Origin of the sequence: Citrobacter sp. 172116965, from assembly GCF_013458095.1 — a bacterium.
GTDB lineage: Bacteria > Pseudomonadota > Gammaproteobacteria > Enterobacterales > Enterobacteriaceae > Citrobacter > Citrobacter braakii.
Genome location: NZ_CP046673.1, coordinates 4,649,093 through 4,666,542, shown reverse-complemented (window position 1 = coordinate 4,666,542; position 17,450 = coordinate 4,649,093). Strand labels below are relative to the sequence as shown.

The 17,450-nt window shown below is 52.5% G+C and carries 17 protein-coding genes; 6 read left to right on the top strand and 11 right to left on the bottom strand.

Translation table 11 applies throughout. The features are described from left to right. Nucleotides 1–14: 14 nt before the first annotated feature. The 11 genes from yhdJ to GPJ68_RS22605 form a co-directional block, all read right to left on the bottom strand. A complete protein-coding gene (gene yhdJ / locus GPJ68_RS22655; protein ID WP_047499792.1) occupies nt 15–899 on the bottom strand; it encodes an adenine-specific DNA-methyltransferase in 885 nt (294 codons plus the stop codon). 88 nt (nt 900–987) lie between these two features. Next, on the bottom strand, nt 988–1,284 hold the full coding sequence (gene fis / locus GPJ68_RS22650) for a DNA-binding transcriptional regulator Fis (protein ID WP_000462905.1): 297 nt from the start codon (nt 1,282–1,284) through the stop codon (nt 988–990). Between the two features lie 25 nt (nt 1,285–1,309). Next, complete coding sequence (dusB, locus tag GPJ68_RS22645; RefSeq protein WP_003025224.1) at nt 1,310–2,275, bottom strand: tRNA dihydrouridine synthase DusB; 966 nt, start codon at nt 2,273–2,275, stop codon at nt 1,310–1,312. Between the two features lie 359 nt (nt 2,276–2,634). Further along, nucleotides 2,635–3,516: a 50S ribosomal protein L11 methyltransferase gene (gene prmA, locus GPJ68_RS22640; protein WP_016154723.1), complete on the bottom strand. Its 882-nt coding sequence runs from the start codon at nt 3,514–3,516 to the stop codon at nt 2,635–2,637. Between the two features lie 12 nt (nt 3,517–3,528). Further along, nucleotides 3,529–4,980 (bottom strand): sodium/pantothenate symporter, encoded by a 1,452-nt coding sequence (gene panF / locus GPJ68_RS22635; protein ID WP_180837008.1) that lies wholly within the window; start codon nt 4,978–4,980, stop codon nt 3,529–3,531. After that, the gene (locus GPJ68_RS22630; protein WP_016154721.1) at nt 4,970–5,212 is read right to left on the bottom strand and encodes a YhdT family protein; all 243 of its coding nucleotides are present in this window, start codon (nt 5,210–5,212) and stop codon (nt 4,970–4,972) included. The genes panF and GPJ68_RS22630 overlap by 11 nt, the downstream gene beginning before the upstream one ends. Before the next feature lie 107 nt (nt 5,213–5,319). Then, complete coding sequence (gene accC / locus GPJ68_RS22625) at nt 5,320–6,669, bottom strand: acetyl-CoA carboxylase biotin carboxylase subunit (protein WP_003828838.1); 1,350 nt, start codon at nt 6,667–6,669, stop codon at nt 5,320–5,322. Between the two features lie 10 nt (nt 6,670–6,679). Then, complete coding sequence (accB, locus tag GPJ68_RS22620) at nt 6,680–7,150, bottom strand: acetyl-CoA carboxylase biotin carboxyl carrier protein (protein ID WP_003025210.1); 471 nt, start codon at nt 7,148–7,150, stop codon at nt 6,680–6,682. A 392-nt stretch (nt 7,151–7,542) separates the two neighbouring features. Beyond that, nucleotides 7,543–8,142 (bottom strand): protein-methionine-sulfoxide reductase heme-binding subunit MsrQ, encoded by a 600-nt coding sequence (gene msrQ, locus GPJ68_RS22615; RefSeq protein ID WP_103284294.1) that lies wholly within the window; start codon nt 8,140–8,142, stop codon nt 7,543–7,545. Next, the gene (gene msrP / locus GPJ68_RS22610) at nt 8,143–9,147 is read right to left on the bottom strand and encodes a protein-methionine-sulfoxide reductase catalytic subunit MsrP (protein WP_046275076.1); all 1,005 of its coding nucleotides are present in this window, start codon (nt 9,145–9,147) and stop codon (nt 8,143–8,145) included. It abuts the gene before it with no gap. Between the two features lie 119 nt (nt 9,148–9,266). Then, on the bottom strand, nt 9,267–10,241 hold the full coding sequence (locus GPJ68_RS22605) for an MDR family oxidoreductase (protein WP_075848818.1): 975 nt from the start codon (nt 10,239–10,241) through the stop codon (nt 9,267–9,269). Between the two features lie 225 nt (nt 10,242–10,466). Between GPJ68_RS22605 and csrD the strand changes: the two genes are divergently transcribed. The 6 genes from csrD to rng all read left to right on the top strand — a co-directional run bounded on the left by csrD (nt 10,467) and on the right by rng (nt 17,393). Further along, nucleotides 10,467–12,407: an RNase E specificity factor CsrD gene (gene csrD / locus GPJ68_RS22600; protein WP_016154717.1), complete on the top strand. Its 1,941-nt coding sequence runs from the start codon at nt 10,467–10,469 to the stop codon at nt 12,405–12,407. 306 nt (nt 12,408–12,713) lie between these two features. After that, nucleotides 12,714–13,757 (top strand): rod shape-determining protein MreB, encoded by a 1,044-nt coding sequence (gene mreB, locus GPJ68_RS22595; RefSeq protein ID WP_000913396.1) that lies wholly within the window; start codon nt 12,714–12,716, stop codon nt 13,755–13,757. A 64-nt stretch (nt 13,758–13,821) separates the two neighbouring features. Then, nucleotides 13,822–14,844, top strand: a complete 1,023-nt coding sequence (gene mreC / locus GPJ68_RS22590; protein WP_049283194.1) for a rod shape-determining protein MreC — start codon at nt 13,822–13,824, stop codon at nt 14,842–14,844. Then, nucleotides 14,845–15,333, top strand: coding sequence for a rod shape-determining protein MreD (gene mreD, locus GPJ68_RS22585; protein WP_003025196.1), 489 nt, complete (start codon nt 14,845–14,847; stop codon nt 15,331–15,333). Nucleotides 15,334–15,340: 7 nt separating this feature from the next. Beyond that, on the top strand, nt 15,341–15,934 hold the full coding sequence (locus GPJ68_RS22580) for a nucleoside triphosphate pyrophosphatase (protein WP_016157589.1): 594 nt from the start codon (nt 15,341–15,343) through the stop codon (nt 15,932–15,934). Next, nucleotides 15,924–17,393: a ribonuclease G gene (rng, locus tag GPJ68_RS22575; protein ID WP_003828822.1), complete on the top strand. Its 1,470-nt coding sequence runs from the start codon at nt 15,924–15,926 to the stop codon at nt 17,391–17,393. The genes GPJ68_RS22580 and rng overlap by 11 nt, the downstream gene beginning before the upstream one ends. Nucleotides 17,394–17,450 lie beyond the last annotated feature (57 nt).

Below are 17,450 nucleotides of genomic sequence, written 5' to 3'. Positions count from 1 at the left end.
GACTTACAATGCCTTTACTTTGCTGAAAGATCGCCGCTCTTTGCTGTTAATCGACTCTTTTTAGACAGATTTTTTGTCTTCCGCTTTTTCACCTTTGCAAGTTCATTCTCTGAAAAATGCGAACCAATGCTCATTCTTCTGAGCCCCATTTTTACGTACTCGGCATTGATTTCAATCCCGACAAACTTGCGACCTAATTCCACGGCAGTGGCACCGGTAGTGAAGCTACCGGCAAACGGATCCAGCACGCTGTCATCTGGACTGGAGGAAGCCAGAATGATGCGTTCAAGGAGGGCTTTGGGTTTTTGAGTCGGGTGATTTTCGTATTCGTCCATCAGATAACGAACGCGTGGAAACTCCCAGACATTGCCTGGTACTTTTTTCTGGTTGTAAGGTTGGGGCGGGTTCTTTCTGTAGTCTATCAGTGCACGTTTAGCGCCCGTTTTGGCTTCAACCAAAATATCATCACGATTAAACGTGTAGTTTTTCTGATCTTTTACCATCATCAGAAGCGGTTCATACATCGAACCAAAGTAATTTTTGGCCTGCACCCCGGAGCTATCGTATGACCACACGATACGGCTCTTGATGGTAAAGAGCTGGCGGCATTTGAGATCGATATACGGCATGTTCTCCGTACTGTTCATGATGTACATGGTGCCGTGTGATTTGAGAATGCGATGGCACTCGTCAATGCACTCAAACAGCCATGCCAAAAAGGCCTCTTCGTCCCAGGATTCCACCATCCCGTCAAAGTCTTTACCGATGTTATAAGGTGGGTCGGCGAAAATGAGATCGACGCTTTCTGACGGCAGCTTTTTCAGTTCGGTAAGTGCATCACCCAGGATTATCTTTTTAGATTCATCGCCAAAATAGACAGGTTCACATCTCGCGTTCATCGCCAAAGCCTCCCGTGTGACGTTAATAAAAAAGGCGCTTCCCCATGCCGAGTAGCGCCTTTTAAAACAAACATTTCGCTGATTAGTATCAGTTCATGCCGTATTTTTTCAGTTTTTTACGCAGCGTACCACGGTTGATGCCCATCATCAGGGCAGCACGGGTCTGGTTACCGCGGGTGTATTGCATCACCATGTCCAACAGGGGCTGTTCTACTTCAGCCAGTACCAGCTCATAGAGATCGTTAACATCCTGACCATTCAATTGAGCAAAATAGTTCTTCAGTGCCTGTTTAACCGAGTCACGCAGGGGCTTTTGAGTTACCTGATCCTGAGAGTTAACGGTAGAAACGGTCAGTACGTCAGAATTTACGCGTTGTTCGAACATAGTTCTGTCAGCTCTTTATTTCTGTTTACGCAAAATTTTCGAAGTATGCCTCCAACGCCGCCAGCTGTTCGCTGGAATCTTCAATGGCGTTGAATGTGCGCCGAAACTGGTCATCCGGAGCGTGTTCCTGGAGATACCAGGATACGTGTTTACGCGCAATTCGGTACCCTTTTGCCTGACCATAAAAGTCGTGCAGTTCCCGAACGTGCGCACAAAGCAAGCGCTTCACCTCTGCCAGAGGCAGCGGGGGCAGCAGCTCCCCAGTGTCCAGATAATGCTGGATTTCCCGAAAGATCCAGGGTCTTCCCTGAGCTGCACGTCCTATCATCAGGGCATCCGCCCCCGTATAGTCGAGTACAGCTCTGGCTTTATGCGGGTCAGTAATGTCGCCATTCGCGATAATCGGAATGGAAACTTTCTGCTTAACTGCCCGAATACTGTCGTACTCAGCATCTCCATTGAACAAACAGGCGCGGGTGCGTCCATGAATGGTCAGAGCCTGAATGCCACAGTCTTCAGCCAGTTGGGCAATCTCTACGCAGTTACGGTGTTCCGGAGCCCAGCCGGTGCGAATCTTGAGTGTGACAGGAACGTCCACTGCATTGACGACCTCGGTTAGTATTGATTTCACTAGATCCGGGTACTGCAAGAGGGCTGAACCTGCGAGCTTGCGATTCACTTTTTTAGCCGGACACCCCATATTGATATCAATAATCTGGGCGCCGCTTTCCACGTTAATACGTGCGGCATCGGCCATCTCAACAGGGTCGCTACCGGCAATTTGCACCGTGCGAATTCCTGGCTCATCAACGTGCACCATCCGTAAACGAGACTTGTCACTTTCCCAAACCTGCGGGTTAGAAGACATCATCTCGGATACCGTCAATCCTGCTCCCATCTCATAGCACAGCGTCCTGAATGGTCTGTCAGTGATGCCAGCCATAGGTGCTGCGATCAGGCGATTTCTGAGCTGGTATTGTCCGATGCGCATGAGTTAAGAAATGACCATACTGTGACTGCAAGGCGGCGTATATTACGCATTTTTCGCACGAGATGAAAGGCCAAACTTTGACCAATCCACTGAGGTGGATCAATGAATTGCTGGTTAAGTACACAGTTTCAAATTAAAATCTTTAATAATCAGTTTGATACGTGGTTGTGCTAATTTTTCATCCGTTTATAAATTCCGAAAACTTCTCTTTTTTTATTACGGTCAGCCTCAGGTTATCAGGATAAAAAGCTGTTTTGTGAGCAAATAGTGGCTTTGTAATGCGATCTCGCTCTCATTTCCGCAAATCCTTTTGCGAAAAAAAGAGCGATTATTGCGTTACCAACGGTAACGAGAGGGGATTATTTTTTCTGACCGGTAATGCGGCACCACTCTTCTTTCTCGATAACCGGATCGAGCGTAAAGAGTTCGGCATAGGCCTCACAGACGCTTTCCGCCTGGCTGGCAAGAATGCCAGAAAGCCCCAGTAAACCGCCCTCAACGGGCAGTACGCTGATTAACGGTGCCAGTTCACGTAATGGGCCTGCGAGGATGTTTGCGACCACCACGTCGGCTTTCATCGCCTCTGGCTGGTCTTTCGGCAGATAGAGCTCCAGACGCTCAGAAACGCCATTACGCTGGGCGTTATCACGGCTGGCCTGAATTGCTTGCGGATCGATGTCTACGCCGATGGCTTTTGCCGCACCCAGCTTCAGTGCCGCAATGGCAAGAATGCCGGAGCCGCAGCCGAAGTCGATGACGGTTTTGCCGTTTAGATCGAGACCGTCCAGCCATTGCAGGCATAGGGAGGTGGTGGGGTGAGTGCCGGTACCAAACGCCAGACCCGGGTCCAGCATCACGTTGACGGCATTCTCATCCGGGACATCGCGCCAGCTTGGGCAAATCCACAAACGTTCACCAAAGCGCATCGGGTGGAAGTTATCCATCCATTCGCGTTCCCAGTCTTTGTCTTCGAGCTGTTCGATTTTATGCGCGAAGCCTGCACCCAGCAGCGGATGCTGCTCCAGGATGGCAACCACTTCTTTCATGTCGGTTTCTGCATCGAACAAGCCGATAACGTCGGTATCTCCCCACAGGCGAGTCTCGCCCGGCAGAGGCTCAAATACCGGCGTATCATGCGTGTCCTGGAAAGTAATGGAAACGGAGCCCGCTTCCATCAGCGCATCGCTCAACTCTTCAGCGTTGGCACCGGTCGTGTTCAGTTTCAGTTGGATCCATGGCATGGCAAAACTCTTTTATTTATCAGTAGTCAATATGGCGGCTTGCGGGACGGCAGAACCGAAACGGTTGCCGATCAGGAAAGCCAGCAAGCTTATCAGTAACGAGGGCACAATCGGGTGGAAACCCAGGTACTGAATGTTAAATGTAGCGAGTACGGCATAAAGAACGCCGCCGATAATCATCGCGCTCAAAGCGCCCGCGGCGTTTGCCCGCTCCCAGTACAGGCCCAGTACCAGCGGCCACAGGAAGACAGCTTCCAGCCCGCCAAACGCCAGCAGGTTAAGCCAGATAATCATCTCTGGCGGTTTCCAGGCGGCCAGTAGCAGTAACGCGCCGAGCAATAGGGTAATTACTGCCGACATGAGCTTCAGCCGGGTTTCGTTTTTCAGCTGTTCCGGACGCAGGTTCAGGTAAAGATCCTTAATGATCGTAGCGGAACTTTGCAGCAATTGGGCATTGATCGTCGACATGATCGCGGCCATGGGGGCCGCGAGGAAGATCCCAGCAGCTACCGGCGGCAACACTTTGACCATCAGCGTAGGGATAACCAGATCCGGCACTGTCAGATCAGGGATCACCGCACGCCCCAACGCACCCGCCAGATGCATACCAAACATCAGGATTGCCACTACGATGGTGCCGATGATAATGCCGCGGTGTACAGCTTTGCTGTCTTTATAAGAGATGCAGCGTACTGCTGTATGCGGCAGCCCAATTACGCCAAAGCACACCAGTACCCAGAATGAGGTCATGAACGTGGGTGACAGAATGTCATCCGCGCCTTGCGGCGAGACCAGTTTAGGGTCGATAGTTTGCAGGGTTACCACCGCATTGCTGAGGCCACCGGCAGCATGAACGACGCCGACCAGCAGAACAATAGTACCAATCAGCATCACCATACCCTGCATGGTGTCGTTCAGTACGCTGGCGCGAAAACCGCCGAACGCCGTATACAATGCGATACTGACGCCAAAAATAAGCAAACCGGTTTCGTAAGGTATACCTGCAGCGGTTTCAAGCAAACGTGCGCCGCCAATAAACTGTACGGTCATTGCTCCGACAAACGCGACCAGCAGGCTAAGGCTTGCCAGCCACACAAGCAGGCGACTCTGGTAGCGGGCAAACAGCATATCGTTGAGGGTAACGGCATTATAACGGCGCGCCAGAATCGCGAATTTCTTACCAAGAATCCCCAGAGAAAGCCAAACGGCGGGCAACTGGATCATCGCCAGCAGCACCCATCCCAGCCCGTATTTGTAAGCGGCGCCAGGACCGCCAATAAACGAGCTGGCGCTAATGTAGGTTGCCGTTAGCGTCATGGCTAATACGACCCCGCCCATCGAGCGGCTGCCGAGGAAATATTCATTCAGGAAAGTGCCGGTCGATCTCTTACGCATGGCGTAAACGGAAAGACCGAAGACCACCAACAGATAGGCGACCAGCGGCAAAATAACTTCAAGCTGCATCGTCATCCTCCAACGGAATGTCGCGATAGATAAACTTCACCATCGCCCAGCACAGCACGATGAAAACCAGCGGCGTTAGCAGGCAGGCCATTTCGAACCAGTGTGGTAAGCCGGTAAAACCGAGCGTGGAATCTGGTAAGTAAGCGGCCACTAACCATGTGGCAAGATATAAAAGGGTCAGCCACAGCGCCCAGCGCGCCTCTTTATGGGCCTGAACAAAACGAGCGTCCATTTTTTGTCCCTTGTGGATAAAGAAAGCGGGGATTGTACCTTATGGCACGTGCGGGAGGGGAGAAAAACAAAAGGCCGGAATTTCCGGCCTTTTCAGTTAACGCACGCTTACTTTTCCTGAAGTCCGAGTTTTTTCTCCAGATAGTGGATATTGGTTCCACCGTGCTGGAAATGCTCGTCATTCATGATGCGGATCTGCAGATCAACGTTGGTTTTGATACCGTCGATGATCAGTTCCTGCAACGCGTTTTTCATACGGGCGATTGCTACGTCGCGATTTTCGCCATAGCAGATCAGCTTACCGATCATTGAGTCATAGTACGGAGGTACGGTGTAGCCTGCGTAAATATGAGACTCCCAGCGCACACCAAAGCCACCCGGTGCGTGGAAACGTGTGATTTTACCCGGGCTTGGCAGGAAGGTGTTCGGGTCTTCGGCGTTGATACGGCATTCTACCGCATGGCCTTTAACCACAACTTCATCCTGCTTGATGGACAGCGGTTGTCCCGCAGCGATGCGCAGCTGCTCTTTGATCAGGTCAACGCCGGTGATCATTTCGGTTACCGGGTGTTCAACCTGAATACGGGTGTTCATTTCAATGAAGTAGAACTCGCCGTTTTCGAACAGGAACTCGAAAGTACCTGCCCCGCGATAGCCGATATCAACGCACGCTTTGGCGCAACGCTCGCCGATGTAGCGACGCAGTTCCGGAGTAATGCCCGGTGCTGGTGCTTCTTCGACGACTTTCTGGTGACGACGCTGCATGGAGCAGTCACGTTCTGCCAGATAAATCGCGTTACCTTGACCGTCCGCCAGCACCTGAATTTCGATGTGGCGTGGGTTTTCCAGGTACTTCTCCATGTAAACCATGTCGTTGTTGAAAGCCGCTTTCGCTTCCGCTTTGGTCATGGAGATGGATTGTGCCAGTTCGGCATCGCTGCGCACGACGCGCATACCGCGACCGCCGCCGCCGCCGGAGGCTTTGATAATAACTGGATAACCGATGCGCTTCGCATGAGCGCGGTTAGCGTCCATGTCGTCGCCCAGCGGGCCGTCAGAGCCTGGGACTGTTGGTACGCCAGCTTTCTTCATCGCGGTAATTGCGGACACTTTGTCGCCCATCAGGCGGATGGTGTCGGCTTTCGGGCCGATGAAGATAAAGCCGGAACGTTCTACCTGTTCAGCAAAGTTGGCATTCTCAGAGAGGAAGCCATAGCCCGGGTGAATTGCCACTGCGCCGGTGATTTCAGCAGCGCTAATGATAGCCGGGATGTTCAGATAGCTTTTTACGGACGGAGCCGGGCCAATACAGACCGTCTCATCCGCCAGCAATACGTGTTTTAAATCGCGATCCGCGCTTGAATGCACAGCGACAGTCTTGATGCCCAGCTCTTTACAGGCACGCAGAATACGCAGGGCGATCTCACCGCGGTTGGCGATAACAATTTTATCCAACATGTTCGCCTCGTTATTCGATGACGACCAGCGGCTCGTCAAATTCTACCGGTTGACCGCTTTCTACCAGAATCGCTTTCACTACGCCGGATTTGTCGGCTTCGATCTGGTTCATCATTTTCATGGCTTCAACGATGCACAGGGTATCGCCCGCATTCACTTTCTGGCCGATTTCGATGAACGCTTTCGCATCTGGGCTCGGGGTGCGGTAGAACGTACCAACCATTGGGGAGCGTACGATGTGACCACTGATTTCCGCTGCTGCCGGAGCTTCCATACTTGGAGAGGCAGTTTGTGCGACAGCGTTAGACAGAGCTGGCTGCTGCATCACTGGTGCAGCATAAGCCTGTTGCATCATTGGAAAACTTGCAGCTGGCGCCGCACGGCTGATGCGTACAGACTCTTCGCCTTCAGAAATTTCCAGTTCGGAGATGCCTGATTCTTCAACCAGCTCGATCAGTTTTTTAATCTTACGAATATCCATGAGTGGGTTCCGTACTCTTTGTTTAGTGAGATTGTGACAAGCGTTTTACCGCCGTCTGTATAGCATTTTTATAACAGTGAGTGACAAGATGCCACGCATCTCAGGCATTGCACTGGGTGCGGTTGCCATTAAGTGAGATTGCCAGACTTGTTAGTCATTGTGCGGCTATCTTCTGCCATTTTCGGGTAAAAGACAAAATATACCTTCAACATGCGAATGTCACCCTTTCAGCGCTCTAAAAACGCTACCGGGGATAGCAAAGTCGCACATTATAACTATTTCGTAGCAATTGGCAGCTAAATACTGGTCTTATCAGGGAAGATAATCAACCGTTAACATGTAAAGAAAATCGGATCGTCCACATTTTGTAACGCACTGCACATAACGTGAAACTACCGCCACCACTGGCGAAACTTCTTGTAACGGCAGGCTAACAACACCACAGCGAGTGCTGCATAAATAATCGGTTGAGGGGAGATAATTTTTACCGACCACAGATAATGTATGGGTGCCAGGATCGCCACAAGATAGACGAAGTTGTGCAAATACTGCCAATTTTTGCCCAGTTTTCGCTGAGCCGACTGGGTGGAGGTTAACGTGAGGGCGAATAATATGCCCCAACTGGTAATGCCCAGCATCAAATAAGGTCGCGTGATTAATTCCCGTCCTAACAGCGCCAGATTATGAATGCCCAGTTCCAGGAGTGCGTAGCTGGTTAAATGCAACGTTGCCCAGGCGAAACACCATAGCCCTAACAGGCGCCGTGTGCGTATCAATAATGGCTGTTTAGCGTAGCGCGCGAGGGGAGAGACCAGCAAGGTCGCCAGCAAGAATTTCAGAGCTGTCCTACCGGTAAAGTGCTGGATATCTTTGACCGGGTCTGCGCTCAGACCACCGTGATTCACCGCCCAAAATAGCCAGACAAACGGTAAAAAGCCGGCAAGATGCAGGCAAACTTTCAGTCCGGTAATGTGCTTTGCAGTCAGGCGCACTTAAAAATTCTCCTGCAGATTAAGACCACGGTACAGCGAAGCGACCTCGTCGGCGTAACCGTTAAACAGCAGCGTGGGTTGGCGCTGAACGTCCAGAATACCGCCTGCGCCAATAAAACGTTCAGTAGCCTGGGACCAGCGCGGGTGATCGACATGTGGATTCACGTTGGCATAAAATCCATATTCATTGGGGGCGGCCAGGTTCCAGGTTGTCGGGGGGCGTTCGCGGGTTAGTTTAATACTCACGATCGACTTAATGCCTTTAAATCCGTATTTCCACGGCACAATTAAGCGAATGGGCGCGCCATTTTGTGGGGGAAGAGCTTTTCCATAAACCCCCACGGTAAGCAGAGTGAGTGGATGCATAGCTTCATCCAGACGCAGTCCTTCAATATAGGGATACTTCAGCCCGCCGCCAATAAAGCGATCTTTTTGTCCAGGCATCTCATCCGGTGCGTAGATCGTTTCGAAGGCGACATATTTTGCGTTGCTGGTGGGTTCAACCTGCGCCAGCAGTTTATGTAACGGAAAACCAATCCATGGCACGACCATTGACCAGGCTTCCACACAGCGCATCCGGTAAATCCGTTCTTCCAGTGGGAAACGGGCGGTCAGCGCATCGTGATCGAGGGTGAGTGGTTTTGCCACCTCACCACTGATTTTTAACGTCCACGGATCGGTTTTCAGACTGCCAGCATTGGCTGCCGGATCCGCTTTATCGAGACCGAACTCATAGAAGTTGTTGTAGCCAGAAACTTTATCCGCCGGCGTTAAAGGAAGCGAATTTTGCCAGGCGGCGGGTTTACTGAAATCAAGCGGCTTACCCGCGGGCGCGGGCGGGCGGTCATTCCCCTTAAACCAGCTAAGAAGGTCAGCCTGCGCAGAGAGGGGGAAAGACAACGCGGCGGCGCTGATTCCTAATGCTTTCAGTACCTGGCGGCGTTGCATAAAAAAAGCCGACTCGTCAGTGACGTCGGCTTCTGTAAATGGACGTAATTTCTTCATAACAGACTCCCGGCTTACGCGTCATAACTGACAGGGGACGCGTAGTTAATATGGCAGGGAGTCTGTAGATATGCCGCGAAATTTCGTTAATTAAGTGTAAATTTTTGCGCCAGAGCTTGTTACTTCACCTTCACCAGCGTACGACCTTGCACCTGGTTATTGATGATGGCATCGGCAAACTTCGGCGCATCCGCCAGCGTAATCTCCGTGGCGGCCTGAGCATAGAAAGAGTCCGGCAGCTCCTTAACCAGACGCGCCCAGGCTTCTGCCCGGCGTGCCGGCGGGGTCATCACCGAGTCCACCCCTTGCAAACGAACGTTACGCAGAATAAATGGCATCACCGTCGTCGGCAGAGCGAAACCGCCAGCCAGGCCGCAGGCGGCAACGCAGCCACCGTAGTTCATCTGTGCCAGGACTTTTGCCAGAACTTTGTCGCCAACGGTATCAACCGCACCAGCCCACAGCTGTTTTTCCAACGGACGAGATTCAGCAAATTCATCACGGCTAAGGATACGGTTAGCGCCCAGGCTCTTCAGGTAGTCGTGAGTACTTTCGCGACCCGAAACCGCCGCAACCTGATAACCCAGCTTATGCAGTAACGCCACGGCCGTGCTGCCCACGCCGCCGCTGGCGCCGGTGACGACAATCTCACCGTCTTGCGGGCGAATACCTGCATCTTCAAGCGCCATGACGCACAGCATGGCGGTAAAGCCAGCGGTCCCGATGACCATGGCTTTACGTCCGTCCAGCCCTTGTGGCAGCGCAACCAGCCAGTCGCCTCTCACGCGTGCGCGTTCGGCCAGTCCACCCCAATGATTTTCACCCACGCCCCAGCCGGTCAGTAAAACTTCCTGACCGGCATGAAAACGGGGATCTTCGCTTGTGCGCACGGTACCGGCGAAATCGATACCAGGAATCATCGGAAAATTGCGAATGATTTTACCCTTGCCGGTGATAGCCAGGGCGTCTTTATAGTTCAGGCTTGACCAGTGGACATCCACCGTCACATCGCCTTCCGGTAGCTGATTTTCGTCGAGGGGTTGAACGGATGCGAGGGTTTTTCCGTCCTGCTGTTCTAAGATCAAAGCCTGCATAACCTGTCCTCAATTCGTATAGTGGATTGGAAAATTATTAATGAAGACTATACTCGCTAATCAAAACATGATGCCGATTCCGCGCAATAAATTGCCAGATATACCTAATTTGGTAGTATGCCCACACTGTTTGTATAAATGGACAGATTTTGCGTTCAGTTTTGCATTTTCGCGCCGCTTTATCACTTTCATGCCTGTTTCATAACTGTCGGAGTTAACACAAGGATGCGATTAACGACGAAATTTTCAGCTTTTGTGACGCTGCTTACAGGGTTAACGATCTTCGTAACTCTGATCGGCTGCTCGCTGAGTTTCTATAACGCGATTCAATATAAGTTCACCACCCGTGTTCAGGCGGTGGCGACGGCGATTGATACGCACCTTGTCTCCCGCGATGTCGTTGCGCTAACCCCGCAAATCGATGAACTGATGGTTTCGGTTGATATCGTGCGCGTCGAACTGCTTCAGGGCGAACACGTGGTGTATGACCACTCCAGAACCAGCAGCTACCGCCCGGCGGGGACGAACAATCTGTATCGTGATGTCACCGTCCCGTTGGTCAAACACCCGGGCATGTCGCTGCGTCTGGTTTATCAGGATCCAATGGGCAACTATTTCCATTCGCTGATGACTACCGCGCCGCTCACGTTGGCGATTGCTTTCATTATACTGATGCTCTTTTTGTCTGTGCGCTGGCTTCAGCGTCAGCTTTCAGGTCAAGAGTTGCTGGAGATTCGTTCAACGCGCATTCTTAACGGCGAACGTGGACCGAACGTGCGGGGGACGGTCTATGAATGGCCTGCGCGTACCAGTAGCGCGCTCGATATGCTGCTGACCGAAATTCAAAGTGCCCGCGAGCAACGTAGCCGACTGGATACGCTGATTCGTTCCTATGTGGCGCAGGATACAAAAACCGGGCTAAGCAACCGCCTGTTCTTTGATAACCAACTGGCAACGCTGCTGGAAGATCAGGAAAAAGTGGGATCGCATGGCGTCGTGATGATGGTACGCCTGCCGGACTTTACGCTGCTGCGCGATAGCTGGGGAATTACCCTTGCGGAAGAACAAATTTCAACGCTAATCAATTTGTTGTCGACTTTTATGACGCGCTATCCGGGCGCGTTGCTGGCGCGCTACCACCGTAGCGATTTTGCCATCCTGTTGCCACACCGCACGCTGAAAGAGGCGGAAAGTATTGCCGGGCAATTATTAAAAGCGGTAGATGCGCTTCCGGCTAATAAAATGATCGACCGTGCCGATATGGTTCATATTGGCATTTGTGTTTGCCGCAGCGGTCAGTCGACGGAACAAGTGATGGATCACGCCGAAGCCGCCACGCGGAACTCGGTATTGCAGGGTGGGAACAGTTGGTCGGTCTATGATGACTCACTACCGGAAAAAGGTCGGGGTAACGTACGCTGGCGAACGCTGATCGAACAGATGCTCAGCCGGGGTGGACCCAGAATTTATCAAAAGCCTGCGGTAACCCGTGAAGGACGGGTGCACCACCGGGAGCTGATGTGCCGTATTTTTGATGGCAGCGAAGAGGTTATTTCGGCGGAATATATGCCGATGGTCCTGCAGTTTGGCCTGGCTGAAGAATATGACCGTCTGCAAATCAGCCGTCTGATCTTACTGTTGGGCTATTGGCCGCAGGAAAACCTGGCGATGCAGACAACGGTTGAATCGCTAATTCGCCCACGTTTTCAGCGCTGGCTACGTGATACGCTGATGCAGTGCGAAAAATCATTACGCAAACGCATAATTATTGAACTTGCTGAGGCAGATGTCTGTCAACATATCAGCCGGTTACAGCCCGTCATCAGATTGATGAATGCGCTGGGTGTGCGAATTGCCGTTACGCAGGCGGGTTTAACGCTGGTGAGCACCAGTTGGATCAAAGAGCTTAACGTTGAGTTATTGAAGCTGCATCCAAGCCTGGTGAGGAATATTGATAAGCGAACCGAAAACCAGCTCCTGGTGCAAAGCCTGGTGGAGGCTTGTTCTGGAACACCAACGCAGGTTTACGCCACGGGCGTTCGTTCGCGTAGCGAGTGGCATACGCTGACGGAACGCGGAGTTGCGGGTGGGCAAGGGGATTTTTTTGCCGCATCACAGCCACTTGACACTAACGTGAAAAAATATTCGCAAAGATACTCGGTTTAACCTGCCGTTTAATTCGTTTTCACGTAGAATAATGCGCGCTGTGCCTTCTGGGGGTGTGCTTGTCTGCTCGCCAGGTTGTAACAGCAAACATGCAGGTGAATGACCTTTGACAGGTTGCAAACAAAAGCGAGGAGTGCTGCTGATTTATTCAGCCCTGATGGACTCAGGCCGATTTTGTAACAAAGGAAACGAACTGCACTAATTTTCACCGTAGCAGATGATTTTTGCGCCTTGTCGCTGCTGCGTGTGGTTGGTAAAGTAAGCGGATTTTGTTTTCCGCCCCAGCTTTCAGGATTATCCCTTAGTATGTTGAAAAAATTTCGTGGCATGTTTTCCAATGACCTGTCCATTGACCTGGGTACCGCGAATACCCTTATTTATGTAAAAGGACAAGGCATCGTATTGAATGAGCCTTCTGTTGTGGCCATTCGTCAGGATCGTGCCGGCTCGCCAAAAAGCGTAGCCGCAGTGGGCCATGACGCGAAGCAGATGCTGGGTCGTACACCGGGCAATATCGCTGCCATTCGGCCAATGAAAGACGGCGTTATCGCTGACTTCTTCGTGACTGAAAAAATGCTCCAGCACTTTATCAAACAAGTGCACAGCAACAGCTTCATGCGCCCAAGCCCGCGCGTACTGGTATGTGTACCGGTTGGAGCAACTCAGGTTGAACGCCGTGCGATCCGTGAATCCGCCCAGGGCGCAGGTGCCCGTGAAGTATTCCTGATCGAAGAGCCGATGGCGGCTGCGATCGGGGCGGGTCTGCCAGTTTCTGAAGCAACCGGTTCTATGGTTGTGGATATCGGTGGTGGTACAACTGAAGTTGCCGTTATCTCCCTGAACGGCGTGGTTTACTCCTCTTCTGTACGTATTGGCGGCGACCGCTTCGACGAAGCCATCATTAATTATGTTCGTCGTAACTACGGTTCTCTGATCGGTGAAGCCACCGCAGAACGTATTAAACACGAAATCGGTTCCGCTTATCCGGGCGACGAAGTGCGCGAGATCGAAGTTCGCGGCCGTAACCTGGCAGAAGGTGTTCCACGCGGCTTTACCCTGAACTCCAACGAGATTCTGGAAGCCCTGCAGGAACCGCTGACCGGTATCGTGAGCGCGGTGATGGTTGCACTGGAACAGTGTCCGCCAGAACTGGCGTCTGACATCTCCGAACGCGGCATGGTACTGACCGGTGGCGGTGCTCTGCTGCGTAACCTTGACCGTCTGTTAATGGAAGAAACCGGTATTCCAGTTGTTGTTGCTGAAGATCCGCTGACCTGCGTGGCGCGCGGTGGCGGCAAGGCGCTGGAAATGATCGATATGCACGGCGGCGACCTGTTCAGCGAAGAGTAATCGGATGCAGGTAGGGTAGCCCGCGGGTTGCCCTTCCGCTCTGATACGAGAATACGCATAGACTATGAAGCCAATTTTTAGCCGTGGCCCGTCGCTACAGATTCGCCTTATTCTGGCGGTGCTGGTGGCGCTCGGCGTTATTATTGCCGACAGCCGCCTGGGTACGTTTAGTCAAATCCGAACGTACATGGATACCGCCGTCAGTCCTTTCTACTTTATCTCAAATGGTCCTCGTGAATTACTCGACGGCGTTTCGCAAACGCTGGCTTCGCGTGACCAACTCGAACTTGAAAATCGGGCGTTGCGTCAGGAACTGCTGCTGAAAAACAGCGAACTGCTGATGCTGGGGCAATATAAACAGGAGAACGCGCGTTTGCGTGAGCTGCTGGGATCGCCGCTGCGTCAGGACGAACAAAAGATGGTGACGCAGGTCATCTCAACGGTTAATGACCCTTACAGCGATCAGGTGGTGATCGACAAAGGGAGCGTTAACGGTGTCTACGAAGGTCAGCCGGTTATTAGCGACAAAGGCGTTGTGGGTCAGGTCGTAGCGGTGGCTAAACTGACCAGCCGCGTGCTGCTGATTTGCGATGCGACGCATGCTCTGCCCATTCAGGTACTGCGTAACGATATCCGCGTGATCGCTGCCGGTAACGGCTGCACCGACGATCTTCAGCTCGAACACCTGCCGGCCAACACCGACATTCGCGTTGGCGATGTGCTGGTTACCTCGGGTCTGGGGGGGCGTTTCCCTGAAGGCTATCCGGTTGGTGTTGTTTCTTCCGTTAAGCTGGACACTCAGCGCGCTTATACCGTGATTCAGGCACGCCCGACCGCGGGTCTGCAGCGTCTGCGTTATCTGCTGCTGTTGTGGGGCGCCGATCGTAACGGCGCAAATCCGATGACGCCAGAAGAAGTGCACCGCGTTGCCAATGAACGCCTGATGCAAATGATGCCGCAAGTTCTGCCTGCACCAGATGCCATGGGGCCGCCTGCGCCAGTGCCAGCTCCCGCCACAGGCGTGACTCCAGCGTCTGCGGATACCACGCCGCCACAACCTGCTCCGCGTAAGCCGGGAGGACAGTAAGTGGCAAGCTATCGTAGCCAGGGACGTTGGGTGATTTGGCTCTCGTTCCTTATTGCACTGTTGCTGCAAGTCATGCCCTGGCCGGACGATATTCTGGTTTTCCGGCCAAACTGGGTACTGCTCATCTTGTTGTACTGGATCCTGGCGCTGCCGCATCGCGTAAATGTGGGCACGGGGTTTGTGGTGGGTGCCATACTGGATCTCATCAGCGGCTCCACGCTTGGCGTGCGCGCATTGTCGATGAGTATCATTGCTTATCTGGTCGCGCTGAAATTCCAACTATTCCGTAACCTCGCGCTCTGGCAACAGGCGCTGGTGGTCATGTTGTTATCACTGGTCGTGGATATTATTGTTTTCTGGGCCGAGTTTTTAGTGATCAATGTCTCTTTCAGACCCGAAGTGTTCTGGAGTAGTGTAGTGAATGGTGTGCTTTGGCCATGGCTATTCTTACTGATGCGTAAGGTCCGTCAGCAGTTTGCGGTGCAATAAGGTTGATATGAATACTCTGTATCTTGCTTCTGGTTCTCCACGTCGTCAGGAACTGCTCGCTCAGCTTGGTGTTACCTTTGAACGGCTGGTGCCTGGGATTGAAGAACAGCGACACCCGCAGGAGAGCGCGCAGCAGTATGTTTCGCGTCTGGCACGCGAAAAAGCGCAGGCTGGCGTGGCGCTGGCGCAGCGTGATTTGCCGGTATTGGGTGCAGATACCATTGTTATCCTTAATGGCGAAGTGCTGGAAAAACCACACGACGCCGCCCATGCCGCAGTAATGCTGCGCAAACTGTCGGGCAAAACGCATCAGGTCATGACCGCCGTGGCATTGGCCGACCGCCGGCACAGTCTGGACTGTCTGGTGGTGACGGAAGTGACGTTCAGAGCACTAACCGATGAGGACATCGCGGGCTATGTTGCCAGCGGTGAACCAATGGATAAAGCAGGTGCATACGGTATTCAAGGGTTGGGTGGCTGTTTTGTCAGGAAGATCAATGGCAGCTATCACGCCGTAGTCGGCTTACCGCTGGTAGAAACGTATGAGTTGCTGACCAATTTTAACGCACTGCGTGAGAAAAGGGATAAACATGACGGCTGAATTGTTGGTAAACGTAACGCCATCGGAAACTCGGGTGGCTTACATTGATGGCGGTATTCTGCAGGAAATTCATATTGAACGTGAGGCGCGACGCGGAATCGTAGGCAATATCTACAAAGGTCGTGTAAGTCGTGTACTTCCGGGTATGCAGGCGGCTTTTGTAGATATTGGACTGGATAAAGCCGCATTTCTTCACGCTTCAGACATCATGCCGCACACCGAATGCGTGGCGGGTGAAGAACAAAAACAGTTCACCGTGCGCGACATTTCTGAACTGGTGCGCCAGGGCCAGGATCTGATGGTGCAGGTAGTAAAAGATCCGTTGGGAACTAAGGGCGCACGCCTGACGACGGACATCACGCTTCCTTCCCGTTACCTCGTCTTTATGCCGGGTGCTTCGCACGTTGGCGTTTCCCAACGTATCGAAAGCGAAACCGAACGCGAACGCCTGAAAAAAGTGGTGGCGGATTACTGCGATGAACAGGGCGGATTCATCATTCGCACAGCGGCGGAAGGCGTCTGCGAGGAGGATCTAGCCTCGGATGCTGCCTACCTGAAGCGCGTCTGGACTAAAGTCATGGAGCGTAAAAAGCGCCCGCAAACGCGCTACCAGATGTACGGCGAACTGGCGCTGGCGCAGCGCGTGTTGCGTGATTTTGCGGATGCCCAGCTTGACCGGATCCGCGTTGACTCTCGTCTTACTTATGAAGCGTTGCTGGAGTTCACAGCGGAATATATCCCCGAGATGACCAGCAAGCTGGAACATTACAGCGGGCGCCAGCCCATTTTTGATCTCTTTGACGTTGAGAATGAAATCCAACGCGCGCTGGAACGCAAGGTTGAACTGAAATCCGGCGGCTATCTGATCATCGATCAAACTGAAGCAATGACCACCGTCGATATCAATACCGGAGCGTTTGTTGGGCATCGTAATCTCGACGACACTATCTTTAATACTAATATTGAAGCAACGCAGGCCATTGCTCGTCAGCTGCGTCTGCGTAACCTCGGCGGCATTATCATTATCGATTTTATCGACATGAATAATGAAGATCACCGTCGACGGGTGCTGCACTCTCTGGAACAGGCGCTGAGCAAGGATCGCGTAAAAACCAGCATCAACGGTTTTTCACAGCTGGGCCTGGTGGAGATGACGCGCAAACGCACGCGTGAAAGCGTGGAACATGTGCTGTGCAACGAGTGTCCGACCTGTCATGGGCGCGGTACGGTGAAAACCGTGGAAACTGTATGCTATGAAATCATGCGCGAAATCGTGCGGGTACACCATGCATATGACTCCGATCGTTTCCTGGTTTATGCATCTCCGGCAGTGGCTGAAACCCTGAAGGGGGAAGAGTCACATGCGTTGGCGGAAGTGGAAATCTTTGTCGGCAAACAGGTTAAAGTACAAGTCGAACCGCTGTATAACCAGGAGCAGTTCGACGTTGTCATGATGTAATCTGGCCTGGTAAACGCCCAATGGCGATACCTTGCAGGCCGGAGAAGGCGTTCACGC